Below are 24,092 nucleotides of genomic sequence, written 5' to 3'. Positions count from 1 at the left end.
GGAATTGGGCATTGGTAATTGGGCATTGGGCATTGGGCATTGGGCATTGGAAATAATTATTTATTCTCCCCCTCTCCCCCTATCCCCCTATCCCCCTCTCCCCCCTCTACCCCCTCTCCCTCACTCCCTCACTCCCTCATTCCCTCTTCCCCCTCTCTAACCGCTAACTGTTAACTGATAACTGGATAATGCTGATGACAATAATGGATCGCTATTTAACCAGGGAAATGATACCGCCATTTTTGTTTGGTGTTGCTGCTTTTTCTTCTCTGGGAGTTTCAATCGGTGCTGTTTTTGAATTAGTACGTAAAGTTGTTGAATCTGGTTTACCTGTAGGGATAGCTGCTAGAGTTTTTATTTTAAATTTCCCCGAATTTATAGTTTTGGCTTTCCCGATGTCTACGCTGTTAGCGACTTTAATGACTTACAGCCGTCTTTCTAGTCAAAGCGAATTAACGGCTTTGCGTAGCTGTGGGGTTAGCGTTTATCGCATGGTGGCGACAGCTGTATGTTTAAGTTTTCTGGTTACAGGTTTAACATTTTTATTTAACGAGCAGATTGCACCGGCAGCAAAGTACGAAGCAACTTTGACGATGCGAAAAGCTTTAAAAACCGAACAACCTTCTTTTAAAAGAGAAAATTTAATTTATCCCGAATATAAAAGAGTTAAAAAAGAAGATGGTAGCAAAGAAAAGGTTTTAGCACGTCTCTTTTATGCCGATCAATTTGACGGCAAAATGATGAAAGGTTTAACAATTATTGACCGTTCGCAAGATGATTTTAGTCAGATTGTTCAGGCTGAATCTGGAGAATGGAATGTCAAAGATAATGTTTGGGATTTTTATAATGGTACTATTTATTTAATCGCTCCCGACCGTTCTTACCGCAATATTGTCCGCTTTCAACGGCAACAGCTAAAGTTACCACGCACTGCATTAGATTTAGCTAAAAAAAGCCGCGATTATGGGGAAATGAATATTGTCCAAGCATTACAACAATTAGAAGTTGAAAAGCTAGGTGGTGACGACCGAAAAATCCGCAAACTTAGAGTTAGAATTCAGCAGAAATTCGCTTTACCATTTGTTTGTATGGTTTTTGGTTTAGTAGGTGCAACAATGGGTAGCGTACCCGGAAGAACTGGTTCTGCAAAAAGTTTCGGTATCAGCGTCATCATTATCTTCGGTTACTATTTGTTGAGTTTCATTAGCGGCGGGTTAGCACAAGCTGGTGTTTTTTCTCCTTTTTTAGGAGCTTGGTTTCCTAACTTTTTAGGTTTGGGAATCGGTTTGTTTTTGTTAGGAAGAGTCGCAAGACGATGACAGTTATCAGTAAACAACGAGCAGTGAAGACTATTAGTACTCCACCACATAAGCGATCGGGGGTAATACCAATTTCACTGCTAACAAGATTTATCCTCTAAATTCTCTTCCTCTGCGCCCTCTACCCTCTCTGCGGTTTTTTTTACAAGCGCCCGAAACCCCGCAAAATTAATGTGGTGGAATAGTAGTCAAGTAAGGTTAAAGCTTCGTCTTCCCACCCCCTTCTAAATTCAGTGTTAAAAATATCACTCAAGTAAATAATTTAACAATACTCTACATAGAAATTATGACGTAGGGGTTTATTAAACGTTAGGATTAGAGGATAATCTAAAATTTGAGTTGCTCATGTCACGTTCTCGTTTTGCTTCTCCTCGCTTACGCTACCTTAAAGCTAGATTATCGATTTTTACTCGTCCTAGCTTTTTAGCAGCAGTGGTGTTTTTGTCCTCTTTAGGATTCGTAATTAAAGAATATTGGACTAATCCTAATTTTCTGAAGTTTTCCCAAAACCAACAATCATCTTCACCCACATTATCTAATTCTCAATCATCACTTTCCGATGAAGATAGAGCAATTGCTGCTGATATAGATAATTTATCGATACTTGATTACGATAAACAACAAGCAAGTATACCTATAAATACAAAGATTGATGAAAATGAGAAAGTTAAACAGCAAAATCAAACTCAATTAAAAAAGATAATAGATTTAGATAAAAAAACTCAAAAAGCTAACGAAATTAAGCCGAGTGCCATAAAACCGCAAACAGCTAATATTCAATCAGCATCGCAGGAAAATCCTTTCCTAAAACAAGCTCATAATTTACTACAATTTAAGTTCGATACGAATAAAAAAGATTCTAACGTTAACAATTTATCTCCATTTTCAGCTAATTCACAAACCCCTCAGAATTCATTTAGTTTAGGCATAACAAACGGTAATTTTGTGAATCCAAGTCTGAGTAATAATTCTGAGAGTGCTTTGCAAAAAGCTATCAATCAATCGGCTAAAAACAGCCAAACAAAGGAAAAACCAGCAGAAGATAATTTAAATAATAAAGAAACTTCTAGTCAATTAGCCCAAACTGGTGAAAAACAAACCGCAAATCAAAGATTGATACCAAAACCAACAAATTCTTTGGTTGATACCAGAGTTTTGAATCAACCTTTTAACAATCAAGTTCAAAACCCTTACGCTAATTTTAATAATACTCAAGTTCCTAGAAATAACTTCACTCAGCCCGGTTTCAACAATCAATATCAAAACCCCTACACAAACTTTAATAATACTCAAGTTCCTGGCAATAACTTCGCTCAACCAGGATTAAACAATCAATATCAAAACCCCTACGCGAACTTTAATAATACTCAAGTGCCTGGAAATACTTACACTCAACCGGGCTTAAACAATCAATATCAAACTCCCAACCTCAACCCTAACTTTAATACTCAAGTTCCCAGAAATAACTTAGCTCAACCCAACAACCCCAACAATTTCAGTAACAATAACCCACAACAAAACCCCTACAGCAACTTTAATAGAAATCAAATACCTACAAATAATCGATTCCAAAATCCCTCTAACAACTTTAATAATTCCCAATTTAGGAATAACGGCTTCAGCCCGCAAACACAGACAAGACTTAATAATGCCTACATTAGATTGAAAAATAGAAATAGTCCCACCATAGTTAATCCTAATACCTACAACGCACCAAATAACAATATCAATAATATAAATAGAGGATTTCAACAACCAAACGTACAGCAATTTAATCCACCATATTCACAGCAGAATCAGATACAGTATCCTAATAATGGGTTTCGTTATTAATTTTAGTAATTAAAGACGCTTGTTCGCATCTACCAAATGTAGGTAATTGGTAATAGAAAAGGTATTTTTTCTCTATAGTAATAGTCGCAACTGACTGCCTTCCCCTTGTAGAATGCTGTAACACTTTAAATGATTAAAAACGTAACAGTTAGGCTTGTAGTGTTACGAATCATCCGAGTCTTATAACAATTAAGAATTAATTACTTCGGCAGTTTTTACAGTGTCTTGATAAAAGGGTCAAATTTCAAATACTTTACCATTTTTGACTTCTGATAGCACTTCCGAACCGAGATAAAACAATCCCAAATCTTCCATAAGCGGATTTTCCCAGACTTTTATAAAAGCATCAAAGAATGAATAATAAGAATTTACCGTCACGCACTATTATCAATTAATTGGTGCGTGACGGCATTATGATAATTATTTAATTAATCTTGATAAACTATTTTAGCCGTCACAGCACCCTACTAGAAATAATTTTTGAGTATTTAGGTAGATAAACAAAAATATAGCGCTTTTCAATTGAGTCAAATACATTTAAAACCTCACCCTGTCCTCTGGACATCCCTCTCCTTAGTAAGGTGAGGTCAATTTGTATTATATCCAAGTGAAAACCGCTATATTTACCTACTTGTTCCCCATTACCTATTACCTGTTACCTATTACCCATTACCTCTTCCCTACCCCAACAGTTTCTCTTTCTTCTTCCCTTGCTTGCTGCTTTTCTGGGGACAAGCTTTGACAGTCATTTTTAAAGTTAGAGAAAAGTGTGGAAATAACGATGTAAAGCACGGGAACGACGAATAAACTCAATACCGTTGAAACAATCATTCCTCCAAAGACTGCTGTTCCTAAGGATTGCCGAGAAGCAGCACCTGCTCCAGTTGCAATTACTAGGGGGAAGATTCCTAATAGTGTGGAAATCGCTGTCATAACAATTGGTCGCAACCGTTGTTCGGATGCTTGGACTGCTGCTCTTGTTATGGATAATCCCTGCTCTCGTAACTGGTTGGCAAATTCTACAATCAAGATTGCGTTTTTACTAGCCAAACCAATCAACATTACCAAACCAACTTGACAATAAACGTCGTTGGGTAAACCTCTTACTGATTGAGCTAGTAATGCTCCTAATATTGCTAGGGGAACTGCTAAGAGAATAATAACTGGGTCAACAAAGTTTTCGTATTGTGCTGCTAATACTAGGAATACAAATAAGATTCCTAAACCAAAAATGATTGGTGCTTGTCCGCCGGATTGAATTTCTTCTAAAGTAATTCCCGACCATTCAAAGTCCATGTTTTGGGGTAATACTTCCTCTGCAATTTCCTCCATTGCTGCGATTGCTTGTCCGGAACTATAACCTTCTGCTGGGGAACCGTTGATTTCAATGGAAGGGAATAAGTTATAGTGGTTTACTGTTTGGGGTCCGGTAAGGTTTTTTATTTCTATTAAGTCACCGAGGGGAATCATCGTACCTTGTTGGGAACGAACGTAGAATTGATTGATATTTTTGGGGTTGGAACGAAATTCTTTATCTGCTTGGACGTATACCCGATAAGTCCTGCCAAAAGCATTAAAATCATTGACGTAATTGGAACCAATTAAAGTACCTACGGTTGATAAAACTTGGTCTACGGGTACCTGTAATGAATTAGCTCTATCCCGATTGACTTCCATTAATAATTGCGGAGCGCTAGCGGAATAGGTACTAAAAACACCTTGCAATTCCGGTCTTGCGTTTGCTTTTTGAATTAATTCGTCTTTGACTTTAATAAAAGTCTGAATATCATTATTCCCTTTATCTTGAAGTTGAAATACAAAGCCTCCAATACTTCCCAAACCTTGAATCGCTGGAGGATTAAAAGCAATTACCCTCGCTTGAGAAATTCCTGCTAAACCTCCCCTGACTCGATTCAAAATACTAGCAGCGGATTTCTCTGGGTCTTTTCTATCTCCCCAAGGTTCAAAGGGAACGAAGGAAATACCGTAATTAGCTGCTCTACCGCTAAAGCTAAATCCTCCTAAAGAAAACGTCCCCCTAACTTCAGGAATATCAAGATATTGTTTATCAACTTGCTCCATAACTTCCCCGGTATATTCCAAAGAAGTTCCTTCTGGTCCTTGAAGCAAATTGATTACATAACCTTGGTCTTCATCTGGAAGAAACGCTGTAGGAACTGTTTGATACATCCAAACGGTGATTGCTAATAAAAATGCAAATACTCCTAAAACCACTAACTTAAAATTAGTTAGAATTTCCAGAATACTTCTATATCCCGATCGCATTAAATCAATGCCGCGATTTATCACAGCAAATATTTTTGCCAACCATCCCGTAGGTTCTTGTCCCTGACGCAATAATAATGATGAAAGAGCGGGAGTTAATGTCAAAGCATTAAAAGTTGAAATAATAACCGCAAAACTGATAGTTAAAGCAAACTGTTGATAAAGCTGTCCCGTAGTACCGGGAAAAAACGCAACGGGAATAAACACCGCTAACAACACCAAAGAAGTTGCAATTACCGCTCCCGAAAGTTCTCCCATTGCTTCAATCGCAGCTAAATGGGGACGCATTCCTTGTTCTTGTACCTTACCCCCAATATCTTCAACTACCACAATCGCATCATCAACCACCATCCCGGTAGCTAAAGTCAAACCAAATAAAGTCAAACTATTAATCGAAAAATCAAATACCTTAATAAAAGCAAACGTTCCAATCAAAGCAACCGGAATCACCACTGCTGGAACAATCGTGGCTCGCCAGTTTTGTAGAAACAAGAACAGTACCAAAACCACCAACAATATTGCTTGAATCAAAGTACTGACAACTTCCTTACTCGATTCTTCCACAAACAAAGTTGGGTCGTAAGGAATCGCATAACTTAATCCAGGAGGGAAATCTTCTGCTAACTCCTTCATCCTGGCTTTTACAGCTTTCGCAGCAGCTAAAGCATTACTTCCCGGTGTCTGCAATACCCGATAACCAATTGCTCCCTGACCTCTATACCTGGCAAAAGTATCGTAATTTTCCGCTCCCAACTCCGCTCTACCGACATCTTTTAATTTAACGAGGCTACCATTCTCCCCAGTCTTGAGAACAATTTCCTCAAACTGAGTTACATCTTGCAAACGACCGGCAGCACGGATAGTTAATTGATACCTTTGTCCGTCATTAGTTGGTGGTTGACCGATTCTTCCAGCACCTATCTGTACGTTCTGGGTTTGTAAAGCAGCTACCACATCTTGAGCAGTCACACCACGACTAGCTAAAAGACTCGGGTCAAGCCATAGCCGCATAGCATAGCGACGCTCACCAAAGGGCTGCATATCGCTTACACCATCAATTCTTTTAATGCTATCGACTACGTATAAATCTGCATAGTTACTCACAAAGTTGTCATCGTAAACACCCTCTTCCTCACTGAAGATGGACATCCCCACAACAACGCTGCTCGACTGCTTAAATACATTAACACCAGTTCTTTGTACAGCTTGCGGTAACTGAGCTTCCGCAATCGATACCCGATTCAAAACATCAACTGCTGCAATATCAAGGTCGTAACCCTGCTCAAAAGTAACCGTGATGCTGCTAGAACCATCATCGCTACTAGTAGAACTGATGTATCTCATACCTTTGATACCGTTAATCTGTCTTTCCAGAACAGTAGTAACCGTATCTTCAACAACTTCAGCACTAGCGCCGATATAGTTAGCAGAAACAACTACCTGCACCGGACTTACATCGGGATATTGTTCCACAGCCAAAGTCGGAATACTAACCGCTCCCACCAAAAGAATGATGATAGAGCAAACAATCGTTAAAACTGGTCTGCGGATGAAGTTTTCTACAAACATCTCAAAAGTTAGGAATTAGAGTTAGGAGTTGATTAGAGGGGGAAGAGGGGGTAGAGGGGGTAGAAAATTAAATAAATAATTTACCTAATTACCAATTACCCATTACCAATCATTAGTAATCAAAAATCAGTGAAATCAGCGTCATCCATTTAATCCGCGTTCAGATTTCGCAATTCATTAATCTAGCTAAAAAATAATTAGTCATTTTGGAACCGAAAGGGGAATTCCACCAGCGAGCGGGATGACTGCCTTCAGGAGCGTTTAAACTCCAATCGAGTTCGTCACATTTTTTCCAACGATTGTTTTCTCTCCATCCCAAACGTTTTCCCCATTCCTCGATAATCTTGCTGTCTTGCTCGATGGTTGTTTCTATGCTTCCTCCTACTTCTTGATAAATACGAGCCTGGATGCTAAAACCAAATCTTTGCTCGCTATAAGTTAGCCACAAATTATCAATTACCTGCAATTGAACGCAGGGAAAATGCTGTACTTCAGCAGGGCGAAAGTCTTCTAAATCTTTATGTCCGGCGATATCGGCAATTAGACGGATAGTTTCTGTATCTGCTTCTTCCCATTTTTTAGCAGCCAGCATATCTCTTAATGGTTGGTAGCGTACTATGTCGCTGACTAATTGCAGGCTATTTTCTATATGAGATATTTTCTCAGATACATTTGTGTTGGAATTATTGTTTTGATTTTTAGTTGCTGACTCCGGTGTTGGCGAAGGATTATTTTGATTGATTTGCCTTTGTAATTCTGCTACCTGAGCTTTTAACTCATCTAATTGCTTTTGGATTTCAGATAGTTGGGGAGAATCCCTGTTAGTTAATTGTGGAAAGTCAGTCATATTGATTTTAGATTTTAGATTTTAGATTACATCAAGTCCATTTAAATAACCGTAATTGCCTCTACGCGGTTTTTTTATTCCGCAGTTTTGTGATAACTAATTAATTACTCTTGTGCTCCCCCTGCTTTTCCTGCTTCCCCTGCTTCCTTAACTTCCGCTGCTTCCTCGGGTGCGATCGCCGCTCCATCGGAAAGATTCAAAATACCTGTAGTGGCAATTTTTTCTCCTGGTTGTAATCCTTCGATAACTCGATAGCTATTACCTTGAATTGCTCCTAATTGAACCGGCTTTTGCTTGGCTACAAGCTGCATTTCCCCAGACTCTTCATTTTTCTGATTTTCAGCAACGAATACAAAAGCTTGATTGCCTACGCGAGATACCGCAACGGTGGGAACCAATACCGCTGGAGTTGTATCCCAAATCACTTTGACTCGCACAAATTGGTCGGAACGCAATACACCGTTAGGATTGGGAAAGGTGGCTTTGGCTGTAATTGCTTGGGTTTGGGGATTTGCTTCTGGTGAAATAAAGCTAATTCTGCCCCTGGCTAAAGGTTGACGTGCTTGTTTGTCAACTGTTAACTCTACCGGCAGCCCCTGTCTAAGTTGAGTCGCTTTTTGCGCCGGTACGGAAAATCGCACTTCTAAAGCTCTGTTTGATGTCAGGGTAGTTAATTCTTGCCCGGTATTTACATAGTCACCAACTTTGAGAGTGATATCTCCTACCATTCCGGCTACGGGTGCTAATATTCTTGTATCTTCTAAATTCTCGCCTTCTACCCTAGCCTGAGCCTGGGCTTGAGTTAATGCAGCATTTTCTCTATCTAAATTAGCTCTTGCTGCTTCTATCTCCTGTTGAGTCGCTGCAACAGTGGCTTGAGTGGCATTATAATCTTTCACTGCCGAATTACGAGCCGCTACTGCTGTATTCAAGTTGCGTCTCTGTACATCTAATGCTTGTCGCGCTTGCGCTCCTTGACTGACTAAGGTTTGCGTGCGTTTAAATTCTGCTTGCTGTAACGTCACTTCTGCATTTTGACGCTCCACTTCAGCAGCAGCAGATGCTGTTCTTTCTTGCGATTCTCTTAAACGGGCTTGAGATGTTCTCAATGCTGCTTCGGCATTCGCACGAGATGCTCTTTGCACGTTGATATTCGCAGTGGCTGCATTCAACTGCGCTCTGGAACGATCCAAACGCAACTGCATTATCGGGGTACCTGCTCTTACAATTTGCCCGGAGCGTGACAAAATCTGTACTATCCTTCCGGCTATTTCCGCCCTTAAGGTAACTTTTTGTTCTGCTGTTAAGTTACCTACATAATTAGAGCTATTTTCAAATTGCCCTGTTTCTATCTCTTGGAGGGTGACATTTACAGCTTGAGGTGCAGGAGGTGCTGAATCGGCAGTATTGCGGAGAAAAAAGTACCAAATGAATCCGCCGCCAGCTAATAATCCTAGAAGCATTAACAACCATAACCATTTGCTTCGGTTTTTGGGCGTTTCTGATTCTAAAACTGGAGAATCATCTACAACAGAACCTGGAGTTTCAGAGGAAGAAGTCATAAAGAGGTTAGAGGTTAGAGGTTAAAGGTTAAAGGTTAAAGGTTAGAGGGAATAATTAATTAAATTTGGAAACTGGAACGCAATCTGTTTCGGAATTTTCTGCGTATTCTTCGGAATTGTCTGATGTCGTAGAACTTGGAAATACAAATCGAAGCATAATTGGTGCAATTAAAGTAGTGACAATCACCATAATAATTATTGCTGCATCTAAGGAATTTGATAAAGCCCCAGTTGTGGCACCCAAACCAGCAAATACCAATCCAACCTCACCTCTAGGAATCATACCGGTACCTATTGCTAGTTTATTGATGGGTTTATTTGTAAAGACTGCAAAGCCTGCGACGATTTTACCAAGGATGGCAATAACAATTAAACAAGCAGCTATTATCAAACCTTTATGATTGGCTGCAACTGTAGGATTGAGAACGCTTAAATCAACCTTTGCACCGATTGTGACGAAAAATATCGTTGTGTAAACGAATATGAACGGTTCAAACAGCCCCTGCAATTTTTCCTGAAACTCTGTTTCTCCTAGAACTAAACCCGCAGCAAAGGCTCCTAAAATTGCTTCTAAACCAATGGCAGTTGCCAGTAAAGAGCAAGCATTAAGAAATACAATCGCTAAGAGCATTAAAGCGGCAGGATTGTTAATTTTCTTAACCGCCTTCACAAACATAGAACCGAAAATATTATTGAGAAAAACCGCACCTAGAACAAATAATGTAGCGCTAGTAAGTAAATAGATGATATTGCTAATTTCGATTTCTCCGGTTTGCACTAAACTCAGCACAACTGCTAAGACTACAATCCCGAGAATATCGTCTAAAATTGCCGCTCCTAGAATTATCTGCCCTTCGTCTGACTTGAGATTACCAATATCTTGTAATACTTTGGCTGTAATTCCGATACTTGTGGCTGTCAAAGCCGCACCAGCAAATAAAGCCGGGATAGTTGCAATCCCAAATAATTTAATTAATACAAAGGTTCCCAGAACAAAGGGTACGAATACACCCGTAATTGCTACAGTTGCCGCTTGAGTACCTACCCTAATCAACTCTTTAAGGTTAGATTCTAATCCCGTGGTAAACAGCAAAGTTAAAAGTCCGATGTTCGCACTTTCGTCGAGAAAGTCTTTCATTTGGAATCGGTAAGCTTGTTCTACAATTCCTGAAGAAGCACCCGTTATTACTTCCAAGCCTCTAAGCAAAGTAGTATTTACTTCTACCCCTTCTGAGGAAAATACTATAAGCCCTAATACGGAACCTCCCAGCAACATTCCTGCGACTAAATCGCCCAAAACAGTAGGTAATTTTAGACGGGTACAAATTTCCCCTAAAATGACACTAAAAATAAAAATAATTCCAGCAGTACCAACTAAAGCGGCAATAGTTGCTTTTTCTTCTCCTCCAGAAGCGCTATCTGCCGCTAATAAGTGAGGAGACAGTTCATTTAACAGGGAGTTAATGGATAAACCCAGATTTAGCTCCAAGCTGTTTGCAGTCAAAATTGCACCAAGCATTTAAAGTCGCCTTCATGTATTTAGTAAAGAATATCTTGCACTAGCTTTCTGCTATTGTTTTTGTTACCTTTTGTAGCTTTATAATCCTCAAATTGATTATTAATTGCAAGCATTAAATGTAGAGTCTAACAAGATTTAAAATTTATTTGTATATGATTTTATTTTAAATTATTTAATTTTCTCTTCAAACAGAGCATAAATTTTCTAATTAGGTTAAATATTTATCAGATTTTATTTTGGTCTACTACTATAACCGCTGATTTCTATTCTATATATTATTACATAATATAATTCCAGCCATACTAATCTTATAGTTTTAATCTCCCATCATTATCAAAGCTAATGTATGCGCCAATTATATTCACTCCTAATAGTTGAATATAGCAGCTAATTGATTTTTGTAAAATAATTTCGTTATCCATGAAAACATTTCTTTATAATTGCTTAACCTCAGAGTCAGAAGATATAAATATGGCAATATCTTGATATACTTTTTTCCAATGAGATTGTGTGCAGTAATTGCCAGGATTAAAAAAACACCTTTCGGCAAAAATAATATACTCAATAAACAGTTAAGTAATTTTAATTACTGCGATGCTTATGTGTTTTATTGCAATTCAAATATCTCGTGCTGCTTCAAGCAATTGAGTACGCAGCCACTGATGCGACAAACGATTAGTATTGCGTTGATGCCATACCATAGAAACAGTAAACCCTTCAACTTCAATAGGTGGTTGCAGAAGTTTCAAACCTAATGTCTTGGCGCAGTTTTGGGCAACGCGATTGGGAAGTAAAGTAACGCAATCAGAATTAGCAATAAGAAACGGAATCGGCATGAAATGGGGAGTTGACCAGATTACTTGTCGCTGAAGCTGCTGTTGTTCGAGAATTTTGTCCGCAGAGCCTTGAAAATCATCTCGCATTGATACTAGAATTTGCGACCTACTTACATACTCTTCCACGGATAATTCTGTAAGCGGACAATCGCTTTTAACCACGCAAACAAATTCTTCATGGTATAAATCTTCGCGGATATGCCAGCGTTTGAGCGGTAAATTGGCATCAATCACCAAATCAATCTGGTTATTATCTAAGGCATCCAAAGATTTCTCTTTATTTAAATTGCAAATACGAACGCGGATATTTGGCGCTTGGCTGGTTAACTGTTGCAGCAAGCTTACTCCTAGAGTCGTTTCAATGTAATCGCTAGCGGCAATTCTAAAGTCTTCCCGAGCGGTGGCAGGCTCGAAAGTTTCTTTCTCCAATAAAGTTGACTGAATTTCTGCCAAAATTTGATGCACTCGATAGCTAATTTCCCTCGCTAAAGGCGTTACTTCCATATCTCGCGAGGTTCTAATCAAAATTTCATCATCTAAAACAGTCCGCAGTCTTTTGAGAGCATGGCTCATGGAAGACTGACTAATATTGAGTTTTTCCGCAGCTTTGGTGACGCTAGCTTCTTCAATCAAAACATCGAGGGCAACCAGCAGATTGAGGTCGAGTTTTCGCAGGTTTGTGTAATCTATATTCACGGAGGAAGGTGGTGGAATCGATGTCATCGATATCTATTATCTATGATATTTGTTTGACTAATACGTTCAATTTCATTAGTCTACAGATATAGCTTTAAACTAGCAATTTAATTGAAAAAAAGATTTATGTCGCTCAATTTCTAGATTAATTTAGGTATAACATTTATTGATTCCTACAGAAAAGTAGGGGTATGATTTGCTCGTAGATAATTGATTTTCAACAAACTTATATGAGATTAAATAACTAAAAATTTACATTTAAACTTCTCAAATGATTTAGCAAAAAACAATTAAATTTGTTCCAAAAAGTATCAACGTGCCACAGGTGAAATTATGAAAATCGGTATTATTGGCTCGGGAAATATTGGTGGAAATTTAGGTAAACATTGGGCTGCTTCAGGACATGAGGTGATGTTTAGCTCTAGAAATCCCGAAACATTAAAATCAATGGCAGATGAAGTCGGTGCAAGAACAGGTACCCCTCAAGAAGCTGCGAGTTTTGGGGAAGTTATTTTGCTGGCTATTCCCTTTGGTAAAGTTCCTGACTTAGCTACACAAATCGGCAGTTTAGATAATAAAATTCTCATCGATGCAGGTAATCCCTATCCTCACAGAGATGGTGATGTTGCCCAGAAAGTCATTGACGATGAATCTCAAACAGCTACAGGTTATGTTGCCGATCAATTTCGAGGAGCTAAAACCGTCAAGGCATTTAATTCCATTTATTACAAAGTATTAGCCGAAAAAGCTTTTCTGGAAGGAGATGAAAGAATTGCCGTGCAAGTCTGTAGCGATGACGAGCAGGCAAAAGAAACAGTGAAGCAACTTATTAAAGATATTGGTTTTGCTCCTCAAGATTTAGGTAAGCTCGACAAAGGAGTTCTTTTTGAACCCGATGCTGCTCTCTACAACCAAAATCTGAAAATTGGTGAAGCAGAAAAACTGTTGAGTCAAATTCAATAATTCAGTGTACGGCAATCTTGCACCCCAAGCTCAACAAGCGCCTTGGAATGAATTCCCAGGCTGACAAACAAAGTCTGATAAATCTTACATCTTGCGTCATTATCAACAACCGCCTTAGAATAAATTCTCAGGCTAATATACAAAGTCGCTCTTTTGAAGACTGAGCAAGACTTTTAGTGCGTTTTAACGTACTTTGTACATTAGTCTCGGGTTTTGATTTCTCTGCGTTCACGCAGAGCGTGCGGGCTAGAAAGCCTCCGGCTTACAAGGGGCGTATTCGGGCTTCACGACAATGGTGCAAGATGTCAGATAAATCAGACTGGGCAAGCTTTATAGTGCGTTTTAACGTACTTTGTATATTAGCCTCGGATTTTGATTTCTCTGCGTTCACGCAGAGCGTGCGGGCTAGAAAGCCTCCGGCTTACAAGGGGCGTATTCGGGCTTAACGACAATGGCGCAAGATGTGAAATCTAACCGACTTGATTCAATAATTAATTCCCCAATGCCCAATTCCCAATGCCCAATGCCCAATGCCCAATTCCCAATGCCCAATGCCCAATGCCCCATCCCCAATTCCCAATGCCCAAAAAATTATTCATTCATATTCCGATAAGTTGCGACGGCAGAAGGAGAAATACGGTTGAGATAGCGGAAAATCCAGTATTTAAAGATAGTATCTAGAATTACGGGGAATGTGGCAATAAATAAGAAAATGAACTCATGATTTGCTGGCAAACCCCAATGACGCGATACTCCTTCGAGAATTACTTCCCAGCCGTGGGGAGAGTGGAATCCAACAAATATATCGGTAAATAGAATAATAATGAATGCCTTAGCGCTGTCGCTCAAACCATATACTACATAATCAAAAAATTCTTTTAAAACAGCAATCTCTCGCTTGCTGAATATCAAAAACCAAATAAATACAATTACAGAAATAATATCGGCAAAAACATTTTTAATTGCATTGCCGCCCATGACACGATATTGTTCTGCAATCTCAAAAGCTTTTTCTTTAACTTCTTCTTCTATCTCTTCGTCTATTTCTTGAGGAGAAAGAGAAGGAGGGCTATTAATTAAAGCTTGAAACTTGATTTTCTCTTCAAACCTTTCTAATTCTAATAGCGCTTCTTCTTCCATCTCATAATTAATAAACAATTTAGAATCTTCGCTGTCTCGAAAATGCTCGACGATGGGGCTAACTATAAGTGCTTTTGATACTTGATGACTTAATATAGGTACTATGACTAATAGTAATAAAAATCTTACAGAGATAATTGTTCTTCTTTGAGACTTGCGGAATTTATCCACAATATCTTGTTCTGCATTGGGATCTAATTCAACTTGCAAGCGATTGAATGTATTGAAAATAGAACGAGGTAAAACTCCCGTAGCGTTGACTTTACCTTTTGGCTGGTTTGGCGATTTATTTTTTGCTGCATCTGCCGTTTTTGCTTGAACTATTTCAGATTCAATTCTTGGTATAATATTAGAAACTTGATTAGAAGTTGTCTCGGGAAATTCAGCAGTTTCGGGTAGAGGGGAAGACTCTTCTATAAACGGTAAAGTATATTTAGCAACTATCGTATCAATTATTTTTAGCTTTTCTAAAATTAATTCCGAATTCGGATATTCAACATCAAACTTTTGTGCTTGTTTTACATTTGATTCGCTGAGTAAATAGCGAGTAGCTTTAAACTCCGTCAATCTCATGCGTACAATTCTTAAAAGTCTTTTCAGGTCTGATGTAAAATAATCTATGACGCTACTGCTATGAGCGGCAGAATTGAAATCTATTTTGTTGCCGTTAAAATGCTCATCTTCTATTGCTTTTATTTGTAATGCTGCTTTATAAGCTTCATCCAAAGAACGTTCCTGTGTTCGTAAGTACCACTGGTAAGCTTTTACTAAATATGAGTAAATTTTTTGGCTAACGGCAAAGTTTTTCATTTGTATTCACTTTAAGTAATTATCTAGCTTTTTAGTGGTTGTTAAACTTACGTTAACGCTGTTAGACATATTAACAAAATCATTGGGAGCCGGTTTGTGCTAAATCATTCTCTTTGGATTGTAGGTCCTAGTCGTAGTGGTAAGACAGAACGTTTGGTGCAGCAATTTTGTATTTGGGTAGACGATAGCAATCAGAATCAAGAAAGATTTTATACTAATAACCCGCAGCAAAAAAATAGCCCTAGCATACCAAAAAGTCTTTATTCCCAACATAATGAACTCGGAGTTTTAGTATTTGCTGCGAATGGAGACAATCGCCGAGAATTAGCAGATAAAATTGTTACCGCGACTTGGGGGAAATATCCGGTTAAAGCGAAAACTCCTTTGGGCTTTTTTCAAGATGAGGTGGTTTTATTTTGGCCTCTATTGATAGAATCTTTGAAAATAAAAGCATTATTTCCGGTAAGATTGCGTCCAGAAACCGAGCAGGAACTAGCAACTAAGCTTTGGCGTTCTCGATTGGATGAAGGAACCTTGCGTAGTGTCGGGCTGGGGGAGTCTCGTTTAGTACGCCGTATCCTTGACTTACTGCAATTAGCAGCTTTGAGCGGAACACCATGCGAGGATGTTCCTCAAGTTTTGGCAAGAGTAATATCCCAACAAGATAATTTTACTAATTTAGAGCCAGAATTTATTGGCTCGTTATTATTAGATTGGCGTAACTGGTGCTTGGAAAAGGGTTTTTTAACATATGGAATTATTACGGAACTTTACAGCCAATATTTATTATCAGATAACAATTATCTTTCCCGATTAAGACAACGTTATCAAGCAGTTTTAGCGGATGACGTACAGGATTATCCGGGGTTGATGCGTCAATTATTTGAGTTGATTCTTGATGGTGGTGTGGGAGCCTTTAGCTACAATCCCGATGGTATAGTGCGTTTGGGTTTGGGAGCAGATCCCAATTATATGGAAGGTTTAGCGCAATACTGTCAGACAGAAACTTTGACTCAGCCGCCGATTTTATCTTTATCCGATATGCTTTCAAGCTCAATGACGCAACTAGTCAACGAACCCATGACGCTTTTGAGCTTACCTGCTACCGTACAGTCAGTTCAAACCATTTCCCGCGCCTCATTATTGCAAAAAACCGCAGAAAAAATCATTGAAACAGTAAAATCCGGGATAGTGCAGCCCAGTGAAATAGCCATAATTGCTCCCGGTTTAGATGCGATCGCGCGTTATTCTTTGATAGAAATGCTTAGTAAAGCTGAAATTCCGGTGGATTCGCTGCAAGATAAACGTCCTTTAATTGGTTCGCCCCTTGTGCGTGCTTTACTAACTTTAATGACCTTAGTTTATCCAGGTTTAGGGCGTTTGGTAGATAGAGATGCGGTTGCGGAAATGTTAGTAGTAATTAGCTCTAAATCCGACAAAAACTATTTTATCGATCCAGTACGTGCTGGATTAATTGCAGATTATTGTTTTGAACCCCATCCGCATAAACCCAATTTACTAAATGTTGATACATTTGAAAGGTGGGATAGATTGGGTTACAGTGCCACAACTGCCTACGGAAAGATATTGCAATGGCTTGAAAGACAGCGTTTGAGATACGAACAGCGTCAAATTCCCAATCCAGTTTTCTTTTTATACGACGCAATTGAGGATTTTATGTCCGATGTTAGCGATTCTAGTTACGAACAACTTGCCATACTGCGGCAACTGTTAGAGACAGCGCAACATTATTGGGAAATTGATACGAGATTAAGTCAATATAACTATAGTCAAAATTATTATAGTCAAACAAATTTTGATTCCTTGCAGACTCCCTTAGAAAAAGAAAGTAAACAAGAATTAGAAAACAAACAAAACAAAACAAAAACTATTCTAGAATTTATTACATTACTACGACAGGGAACCGTCACCGCCAGCCCCTATCCCATACGCCCCATCGGTTCCTTAGCAAACGCAGTAACATTAGCGACAATATTTCAATATCGTTCCTTGCGTCGTTCTCATCGCTGGCACTTTTGGTTAGATGCAGGTTCACCATTATGGACAAAAGGAGGAGCAGCAACTTTATTTGGTTCAATGTTCTTCCTTCAAGATAGATTTGCTCAACCTTGGAGTGCTGAAGATGAGAAAGTAGCCGAAGACGAGCGATTGCAAAGGATTATCGAGGATTTATTAGCTCGGGTATCCGACAAAATTTATTTATGTCACAGCGAATTAGCAGTAAACGGACAAGAGCAACTTGGTTCGCTGCTGCCTTTGGTTAATGCTTGCGTAACAGTGAGCAGTTAGCAGTGAACAGTGAACAGTTATCAATTACAGTAATTGTCGCGGCGCTCACCACATTCATGGGCGGGATGTGGCGCGGGCAGATTTATCTACCGTCACAAAAAAGTATGGTAGGGTTTGGCTTTTTATTGATGATACTGCGAAGCACATCTAGAACTTATATAACAATGTATTTTATCTTACATACAGCTAGAAGCTAATTAGATATCATTCTAAAAACGGTTTAGAATTAAATCGGTACAAATAAAATCAATAATGTAAAAAAGTAATAAGCTCGAAACCCTTGGTATTCTTTGTTTACAAGAGGTTTTCAGTAATGTTTGATTTCAGTTCCCTCTCTAAGAAATACTAAGCCGCACCTGAGAGTGAAATTTAACCTTGTGAATAAACAGAATTACCTTTATTTAAGCTTATCTACTTAGTCGATAAGTTTCATTTATTCGTAGGTGAGTTCTATGAAAGCAGTTTTTGAAGCAGAATCAACTGTCAAACAATGGGATGAGGATTACTATCATCCTATTGCTTTAAAATTTTACGATTGGGCAATTATCGATATGCTCAAGATGATGGAAGTTGAGCCTGGTGCAACAGTTCTTGATGCCGGATGCGGGCCTGGTGTACATAGCATTCGAGTTGCAAAGGCAGGTTATCGTGTATGTGCCATCGATATCTCTAATACTATGCTCAGTGAAGCTCAGCAACGTGCGAAGGCGGAAAATGTTGCTGACAAAATAGAGTTTTATCAAAAAGATTTGACTAAGCTAGATTTTCCGGATAATTCATTTAATTATGTCTTTTCTTGGGGAGTTATCATCCACATTCGGGATGTTGAAAAAGCCTTGAACGAACTTGCTCGTATTGTTAAACCTGGAGGTAAATTGGCTCTGTACATAACGAATAAGACAGCAGTGGATCATAACATTGAGTCTTTGATGCGATTCATAGCACGGAAGCCACTTACAGACTTGCAACATCTGCAATTAGGTGACGGTGTTTTGTACAACATGAATGACGAGAAGATTTGGCTATGGAGATTTGAGAAGACGGCAATTGCTGAGTATCTTGCTACCAAGAAGTTGAACTTAAAGCATTGCCATATTGGAGAATTATCAGAAATCCAGCGACGTTTAACATCTGTACCAAGAAATTGTCTTTTGCAACTAAATAACTTAGCTTATCGTTGGAATTTACCGACAAACTTAGCTACAACTCAACTGTTGATTTTTGAGAAAGCTTGAGTCTTAATTGATAATAATAAACCCTTCTCTTGAGTTATTAGAGAGAGAGCATCCCAATGCAGGCAAAAAGCCCGCAGGCTATAAGCCTGGGGCTAATACTACGAAGCCCACCTGTGTGGGCTTGGAAACTCTCATAGCCCACGTAGGTGGGCTTTGTTTTTGTAGCCGCACCCATAAGCGGGTGTCGGATAAAGTATTTATTTAAAATTGGGATGCTCCCACTAGAGAGGGGTTTAAATTTACCTGTAATGTAAGCTAAAAACTAGCCAGCAGGAACGGTATTTTCATCAATGCAATAAGGTACAAGCTTATGACCAACAACAAACAGCCCGCTATCGTCATAAACTGGCATTTTAAACATAACTAAATAGGTACCTTCCGGACAATCTTTGGCTTTCAATACAGTACCCATACTAGGATTTAATGATGGCGTAATCTCGCGTACATCTTGGTTTTTCTCTACCTTAGTTGGTGATAGCGATTCAGGTGTAGTTTGAGCGATTCCTGGTGCAGCATAGAAGCTAACCGCAGCAATTGTTGATGTTAAAAATAAGGAAAATTTAGGTAGAACTGAATTAATCATTTAATAGACTCCCAAAAAGATAGTTTGTGAAAGAGGTTTATCAATTAAGAAAAATACCTTCGACGATAAACCATTACTCCTCGCTTGATATTTATTATGTGATAGAGGAAATAAACTATCTATGGGATAAAATCAGGTATTAAAAATGTATTTAATCAAATAAATGGGATAAAATCAGGTGCTGATAGTTTTAATTCATCGACGCTTGTTGCTCGCTCCCCTTAAAAAGGAGAGCTTGACGTAAGTAAGCCCTAACAAAAATCTAGGTACTTACTTTTAGTTTTTGATAATAGTCCAAAACTTTTTTGACATAATCTGCACTAAAACCACTATCGCAGCCTTGGTATTTACCAGTCATCCACCAACAAGCTGTACCGCGCACGGCTTCTGTTTGATTCTTATTTGTAGCTTCTAATTGTCCTTTTAACTCTCGCTGTACGACACAACTAACGACTTGACGAGCTAATTGGGAGTTGTTTTCAAACTCTGCTGGTGAAACTTCATTTTTAAAACAAAATTTTGACCAACTTTTCAAAGTTTCTGGTTTAACTTGCCATTCGCTGTAATATCCATCATCTGTTGAACCCGTGTTCGGCGCAGCTAATCGTAATGCTTCTACCATGACTGCAACTTGAGTATTAAGCGATTGCTGTTGCGCTTGTACAGTTGTTGGTAACAGCCCCAAAGTAACAATTACACCACTGAGTAGAAATTTCATCGCATTCACCTGTTTACAAACAGGGACAAGGATACAACATTATCCTGGAGATTCCATCTACCGAAAAATATAGGCGATGCCTGTAAAAATTGCTTCCTTGAGATGATGTTTTACCCTGGTAAATAAGGTCAAGTTGGGTTACTCTACCAAAAACCCAACCTACAAAATATAAACTACTTTCTTATTGCGCGACAGCATCCACATTAACAACTTCCGCACCAAGATTTTTCAAATCGATGTCAGCTAACGGGGTTTTACTACGTTTAATAGTAAAAACTGCTCCTTCTGATTTGTTATCTTTTTCATTTTTGAATTGAACAACGTAGGTCATTTTCTTCTTTTTAAAAGCTAATGGTAGTAAGCCCAAAGGACCAAATGCCAGGGTAGTCCAGATAGCGGTTTTACCAAGACGCTTTGCGGATTTACTTCGTTCAACTTTTTCAATAGCGCTTGCTGGGATGACTTGATTCGCTGTTTGGTTGCTAGCCTTTCTCATGTTTATATAAATATTGCCGCCATCAATAGTCACATGGCATTTATCCATGTCTCCTTCAAGCTTATTAAAACACTTTCCTTTATAGCTACCAGCTAAAGCCACAGTAGGAATCATCGAAGCAAGAGTTGTTAGAGTTATTAGAGTGAAAGCGGTAATAGATTTATTCATTTTATTTAGTAAATATACTGTGACAATAATCTTACTTATAATCATTTAAATGAATTAGTTAAATCAAGTGTTTAAAGTGCCAATTATAATGATGTTTTCAGCAATATTAATTGCAGTTTCCTGAATGTTTAGCACCATTATTTATTTATGAATGCAGCACAACATTTTTTTGCAATATACGTAGTACGAGGAAAAATATGCCTTTCTCGAAGAAACCCTTATTTATGGGGTTACCACTGCCGACTGCCGACTTTCCACTGCCCTTGATAGAAATAATATAAAACCCCTCTCTTAATTATTAGAGAGGGGTTAAATTCTGTCTTTACTAATTTATCTGCAATATCACTTTTGACTTTTGATGTTTTTCCTGAATTCTGTATTTACAGAATCAAAAGTAATTCAAAATATAAATAAGTGAAATCACATATTTAATTAAGAAATCTGGAATAAGAAACTTACTAAGTCTCCTTTACCCATACTGACGCGATCGCCTGGTCGCAAACGGTGACGATTTCCGGGCAGTAGCGACATTCCATTAACGTAGGTACCGTTGGAGCTTCCGACATCTTCAATGTAGTAAGCGTCACCTTCTACTCGAATATCGGCATGAATTCGCGAAACAACTTCCGAGTTTTCAAATCCAGAAACGTCAATATCGGGAGGAACGCGATCGTTTGCTTTACCGATATGAATGACGGAAAGATTTTGCGGCAGTTCTACTTGTGTATCGCTTTTAACGTGAACCAAGCGAGCGCTTACTTGCTGTAATTGTGTTCTAGAGGGAGAAGGAGTCGCGGGAGGTGCAGACGCAATGGGTGCTGCTGCGGGTTCGTTTGCTGGTGCCGGTTCGGTTACAGGTGCAGGTGCAGGTGAAGTTTCTTCCGGTTCAGTTGCAGGTGCAGGTTCTATTGTTAGATCTGGTAATGCCTCAAAGAAAGAAGCTTCTTCTTCCTCATCCTCTTTTGAGGCAGGTGTAGGTTCGGCAACATTAACCGGCGGTGGTGTCACTACCGGAGGAGGAGTAGGTATTTCTTGTTCCCCACTTACAGGTTCTGAGGGAATAGTTGGTGGGGGGCTACCTTCATTAGAAGGCATTTGCAGTCCTTGGGGAGTTGCTACTGCTGTTGGTGGTAAAGCAGAAGCTTCTACAGGGTTTACATTAGCAGTTGCAGGGCTACCTGAAGGCGGCGCCTCTACTGGATGATTGGGAGCAACGGTTGGTTCGACTCCGCTATTCGCCGAGCGTAAATTATAACCACACTGTCCGCAAAAAGACGCATCTGCCTGTACGGTTGCCCCACAGCCCGGACAGCTAGTAGTTGCCGGTAGGGGAGTATAGCAAGCTTCGCATTGGACAGCGCCATCTGGGTTGGGATGATTGCAGTTCGGGCAAACAATCATGGAATTAAACCTTTTTTCAAGTTCATCGTAAAAGAGTGCTGGCAAGCAGACGAGCATCTGTCGCTTTTGATTTTAACAATTACTTACAATTTCGCCGTTAAAGTTTGATTTCCGCACCAGCAGCCTCATCTAAAAGCCACCACATTTCTTTTTGGGGTTGAATCAAACGAGAAGGGTAAGTCGTTTCAGATGCTGTTGGTGCAAAAACTTCAGCTAGAGCCGCCCTTTTATTTTCGCCAGCAACTAAAAACATGACGCATTCAGCAGCATTAATAAATGGATAAGTAAAAGTTAGACGTACAGAGCTATCTTTGTTGCCTACTGTAACGAGCTTATCGGTAACTTTCAATGCCTCTGTGTTAGGAAACAAAGACGCGGTGTGGGCATCATCACCCATTCCTAGCAAAATAACGTCAGTTGCGGGAAACTCTCCTGGCTTAGAGTTAAACAATTTTTGTAATTCTTGTTCGTACTGAGCGGCAGCTTCTGCGGGATTAGATGCATCGGTGGGCATTGCGTGGATATTTTCTGCTGGAATATCAATTCGATCTAACCAAGCAGTACGCGCCATCAACTGATTGCTATCGGGATGATCTGCGGCTACATAACGCTCGTCTCCCCAAAGTACGTGAATTTTATCCCAAGGTAGTTGTTGCTTACCTAATGCCTCATACAAAGGTTTTGGGGTGCTACCACCAGACAACGCAATAGTGAAACGTCCGCGCTGTTGAATAGCAGTGTCTACCTTCGACAAAATTAGAGAAAGCGCTCTTTCTACCAAAGCCTTCTTATCCGGTAATACTTCAACTTTTTTGGTCATCAGTTTTCTTCACAACCTAGGTTACTTCTGGGATAACGATACCGTTGATATTTAGATTTTGCTTCTTATTTGTGAAACTTTTAAGAATGAATATTGGGAATTGGGCATGGGGGAGAGGGGGAAGAGGGGGGAGAGGGGGAAGCTTTCTTGTAAAGTAACCACATCCTTCACTCGCTACTTCCTACTCCAAACTATTCCCAATGCCCAATGCCCAATGCCCAATCCCCTATTCCCAATTACCCATTACCAATTACCAATTCCCATTGCGGAATGGCTTCTCGCTGTGCGACTAATAATTCCTCAATTCCTTTTTCAGCACAATCCATTAAGCTATTTAGTTGATTGCGGCTGAAACTACCTTCTTCTGCTGTACCTTGAACTTCGATAATTTGTTGATTTTGATTCATGACTACGTTGAAATCGACTTCGGCAGCAACGTCTTCGGGATAGTTTAAATCTAAAAATGCTTCTCCTTCTAATAAGCCAACTGAAACTGCGGCGATTTGTCCTATTAATGGAGAACGTTCCAAAACACCTTCGTTCATTAACTTAGAAATGGCGATCGCCAGTGCTACGAATCCACCAGTGATTGAGGTAGTGCGGGTTCCAGCGTCTGCTTGCAGTACGTCGGCATCTACCGTCAAGGTACGCTCTCCCAATGCCTCAAAATCTAAGGCTGCTCGCAAACTACGTCCTATTAATCTCTGGATTTCTTGGGTTCTTCCGGATAATTTAATAGTTTCTCTATTATGTCGCTGTTGAGTCGCTCCGGGCAACATTCGATACTCGGCTGTTAACCAACCTTTACCGCTATCCGCGAGAAATCTGGGAACACCTTCGCTAACGCTAACGGTACAAAGTACTTGAGTGTCACCACACTTTGCCAAAACCGAACCGGCAGCATAGCGCGTAAAATCTTTGACAAAAATTACTGGACGAAGTTCATTAGCTTGTCTACCATCGGGACGCTGCCACACCATT

The 24,092-nt window shown here is 39.4% G+C and carries 18 protein-coding genes; 5 read left to right on the top strand and 13 right to left on the bottom strand.

The window, feature by feature from the left end:
* Positions 1–203 precede the first annotated feature (203 nt).
* Complete coding sequence (locus RIV7116_RS29670) at positions 204–1,319, top strand: LptF/LptG family permease (RefSeq protein ID WP_044291258.1); 1,116 nt, start codon at positions 204–206, stop codon at positions 1,317–1,319.
* Positions 1,320–1,664: 345 nt separating this feature from the next.
* A complete protein-coding gene (locus RIV7116_RS34325; RefSeq protein ID WP_015122036.1) occupies positions 1,665–3,152 on the top strand; it encodes a hypothetical protein in 1,488 nt (495 codons plus the stop codon).
* A 237-nt stretch (positions 3,153–3,389) separates the two neighbouring features.
* Here RIV7116_RS34325 and RIV7116_RS36150 read toward each other — a convergent pair whose 3' ends face one another.
* The 6 genes from RIV7116_RS36150 to RIV7116_RS29640 form a co-directional block, all read right to left on the bottom strand.
* Positions 3,390–3,530 carry a hypothetical protein gene (locus RIV7116_RS36150; protein ID WP_157229348.1) on the bottom strand — a complete coding sequence of 47 codons (141 nt, stop codon included), beginning with the start codon at positions 3,528–3,530 and terminating at the stop codon, positions 3,390–3,392.
* A gap of 291 nt (positions 3,531–3,821) precedes the next feature.
* On the bottom strand, positions 3,822–7,007 hold the full coding sequence (locus RIV7116_RS29660; RefSeq protein ID WP_015122035.1) for an efflux RND transporter permease subunit: 3,186 nt from the start codon (positions 7,005–7,007) through the stop codon (positions 3,822–3,824).
* Positions 7,008–7,167: 160 nt separating this feature from the next.
* Complete coding sequence (locus RIV7116_RS29655) at positions 7,168–7,854, bottom strand: GUN4 domain-containing protein (RefSeq protein ID WP_015122034.1); 687 nt, start codon at positions 7,852–7,854, stop codon at positions 7,168–7,170.
* Between the two features lie 104 nt (positions 7,855–7,958).
* Positions 7,959–9,416 carry an efflux RND transporter periplasmic adaptor subunit gene (locus tag RIV7116_RS29650; RefSeq protein ID WP_015122033.1) on the bottom strand — a complete coding sequence of 486 codons (1,458 nt, stop codon included), beginning with the start codon at positions 9,414–9,416 and terminating at the stop codon, positions 7,959–7,961.
* A gap of 55 nt (positions 9,417–9,471) precedes the next feature.
* Positions 9,472–10,935: a cation:proton antiporter gene (locus RIV7116_RS29645; protein WP_015122032.1), complete on the bottom strand. Its 1,464-nt coding sequence runs from the start codon at positions 10,933–10,935 to the stop codon at positions 9,472–9,474.
* A gap of 617 nt (positions 10,936–11,552) precedes the next feature.
* Positions 11,553–12,494: a LysR family transcriptional regulator gene (locus RIV7116_RS29640; RefSeq protein ID WP_015122031.1), complete on the bottom strand. Its 942-nt coding sequence runs from the start codon at positions 12,492–12,494 to the stop codon at positions 11,553–11,555.
* A 306-nt stretch (positions 12,495–12,800) separates the two neighbouring features.
* On the opposite strand from RIV7116_RS29640, the gene RIV7116_RS29635 reads away from it, so the two are divergent.
* Positions 12,801–13,430 carry an NADPH-dependent F420 reductase gene (locus RIV7116_RS29635; RefSeq protein ID WP_015122030.1) on the top strand — a complete coding sequence of 210 codons (630 nt, stop codon included), beginning with the start codon at positions 12,801–12,803 and terminating at the stop codon, positions 13,428–13,430.
* A 591-nt stretch (positions 13,431–14,021) separates the two neighbouring features.
* Here RIV7116_RS29635 and RIV7116_RS29630 read toward each other — a convergent pair.
* Entirely contained in the window at positions 14,022–15,380 is a 1,359-nt protein-coding gene (locus RIV7116_RS29630) for a proton extrusion protein PcxA (protein ID WP_015122029.1), read from the bottom strand.
* Positions 15,381–15,476: 96 nt separating this feature from the next.
* Between RIV7116_RS29630 and RIV7116_RS29625 the strand changes: the two genes are divergently transcribed.
* On the top strand, positions 15,477–17,690 hold the full coding sequence (locus tag RIV7116_RS29625) for a hypothetical protein (protein ID WP_015122028.1): 2,214 nt from the start codon (positions 15,477–15,479) through the stop codon (positions 17,688–17,690).
* Positions 17,691–18,142: 452 nt separating this feature from the next.
* Positions 18,143–18,925, top strand: a complete 783-nt coding sequence (locus RIV7116_RS29620; RefSeq protein WP_015122027.1) for a class I SAM-dependent methyltransferase — start codon at positions 18,143–18,145, stop codon at positions 18,923–18,925.
* A gap of 262 nt (positions 18,926–19,187) precedes the next feature.
* Here RIV7116_RS29620 and RIV7116_RS29615 read toward each other — a convergent pair whose 3' ends face one another.
* From RIV7116_RS29615 to rph, 6 genes are all read right to left on the bottom strand, one after another.
* Complete coding sequence (locus RIV7116_RS29615; protein WP_015122026.1) at positions 19,188–19,508, bottom strand: hypothetical protein; 321 nt, start codon at positions 19,506–19,508, stop codon at positions 19,188–19,190.
* Positions 19,509–19,770: 262 nt separating this feature from the next.
* Positions 19,771–20,226, bottom strand: a complete 456-nt coding sequence (locus RIV7116_RS29610) for a hypothetical protein (RefSeq protein WP_015122025.1) — start codon at positions 20,224–20,226, stop codon at positions 19,771–19,773.
* Between the two features lie 181 nt (positions 20,227–20,407).
* On the bottom strand, positions 20,408–20,890 hold the full coding sequence (locus tag RIV7116_RS29605; protein WP_157229347.1) for a hypothetical protein: 483 nt from the start codon (positions 20,888–20,890) through the stop codon (positions 20,408–20,410).
* A 432-nt stretch (positions 20,891–21,322) separates the two neighbouring features.
* Complete coding sequence (locus RIV7116_RS29600; RefSeq protein WP_044291257.1) at positions 21,323–22,291, bottom strand: FHA domain-containing protein; 969 nt, start codon at positions 22,289–22,291, stop codon at positions 21,323–21,325.
* 97 nt (positions 22,292–22,388) lie between these two features.
* Positions 22,389–23,111 (bottom strand): 6-phosphogluconolactonase, encoded by a 723-nt coding sequence (gene pgl, locus RIV7116_RS29595; protein WP_015122022.1) that lies wholly within the window; start codon positions 23,109–23,111, stop codon positions 22,389–22,391.
* 236 nt (positions 23,112–23,347) lie between these two features.
* Entirely contained in the window at positions 23,348–24,091 is a 744-nt protein-coding gene (gene rph, locus RIV7116_RS29590) for a ribonuclease PH (RefSeq protein ID WP_015122021.1), read from the bottom strand.
* Position 24,092: the final 1 nt, after the last annotated feature.

Source organism: Rivularia sp. PCC 7116, from assembly GCF_000316665.1.
Lineage (GTDB): Bacteria > Cyanobacteriota > Cyanobacteriia > Cyanobacteriales > Nostocaceae > Rivularia.
The sequence above is the reverse complement of the archived record's forward strand: the minus strand, read 5'-3'. Positions and strand labels throughout refer to the sequence as shown.

Bases quoted from the DNA above. Each gene is read 5' to 3' on its own strand.
- RIV7116_RS29670 (WP_044291258.1), top strand. From the start codon at position 204: ATGGATCGCTATTTAACCAGGGAAATGATACCGCCATTTTTGTTTGGT.
- RIV7116_RS34325 (WP_015122036.1), top strand. From the start codon at position 1,665: ATGTCACGTTCTCGTTTTGCTTCTCCTCGCTTACGCTACCTTAAAGCT.
- RIV7116_RS29660 (WP_015122035.1), bottom strand. From the start codon at position 7,007: ATGTTTGTAGAAAACTTCATCCGCAGACCAGTTTTAACGATTGTTTGC.
- RIV7116_RS29655 (WP_015122034.1), bottom strand. From the start codon at position 7,854: ATGACTGACTTTCCACAATTAACTAACAGGGATTCTCCCCAACTATCT.
- RIV7116_RS29650 (WP_015122033.1), bottom strand. From the start codon at position 9,416: ATGACTTCTTCCTCTGAAACTCCAGGTTCTGTTGTAGATGATTCTCCA.
- RIV7116_RS29645 (WP_015122032.1), bottom strand. From the start codon at position 10,935: ATGCTTGGTGCAATTTTGACTGCAAACAGCTTGGAGCTAAATCTGGGT.
- RIV7116_RS29640 (WP_015122031.1), bottom strand. From the start codon at position 12,494: ATGACATCGATTCCACCACCTTCCTCCGTGAATATAGATTACACAAAC.
- RIV7116_RS29635 (WP_015122030.1), top strand. From the start codon at position 12,801: ATGAAAATCGGTATTATTGGCTCGGGAAATATTGGTGGAAATTTAGGT.
- RIV7116_RS29630 (WP_015122029.1), bottom strand. From the start codon at position 15,380: ATGAAAAACTTTGCCGTTAGCCAAAAAATTTACTCATATTTAGTAAAA.
- RIV7116_RS29620 (WP_015122027.1), top strand. From the start codon at position 18,143: ATGAAAGCAGTTTTTGAAGCAGAATCAACTGTCAAACAATGGGATGAG.
- RIV7116_RS29615 (WP_015122026.1), bottom strand. From the start codon at position 19,508: ATGATTAATTCAGTTCTACCTAAATTTTCCTTATTTTTAACATCAACA.
- RIV7116_RS29610 (WP_015122025.1), bottom strand. From the start codon at position 20,226: ATGAAATTTCTACTCAGTGGTGTAATTGTTACTTTGGGGCTGTTACCA.
- RIV7116_RS29605 (WP_157229347.1), bottom strand. From the start codon at position 20,890: ATGAATAAATCTATTACCGCTTTCACTCTAATAACTCTAACAACTCTT.
- RIV7116_RS29600 (WP_044291257.1), bottom strand. From the start codon at position 22,291: ATGATTGTTTGCCCGAACTGCAATCATCCCAACCCAGATGGCGCTGTC.
- pgl (WP_015122022.1), bottom strand. From the start codon at position 23,111: ATGACCAAAAAAGTTGAAGTATTACCGGATAAGAAGGCTTTGGTAGAA.
- rph (WP_015122021.1), bottom strand. From the start codon at position 24,091: ATGGTGTGGCAGCGTCCCGATGGTAGACAAGCTAATGAACTTCGTCCA.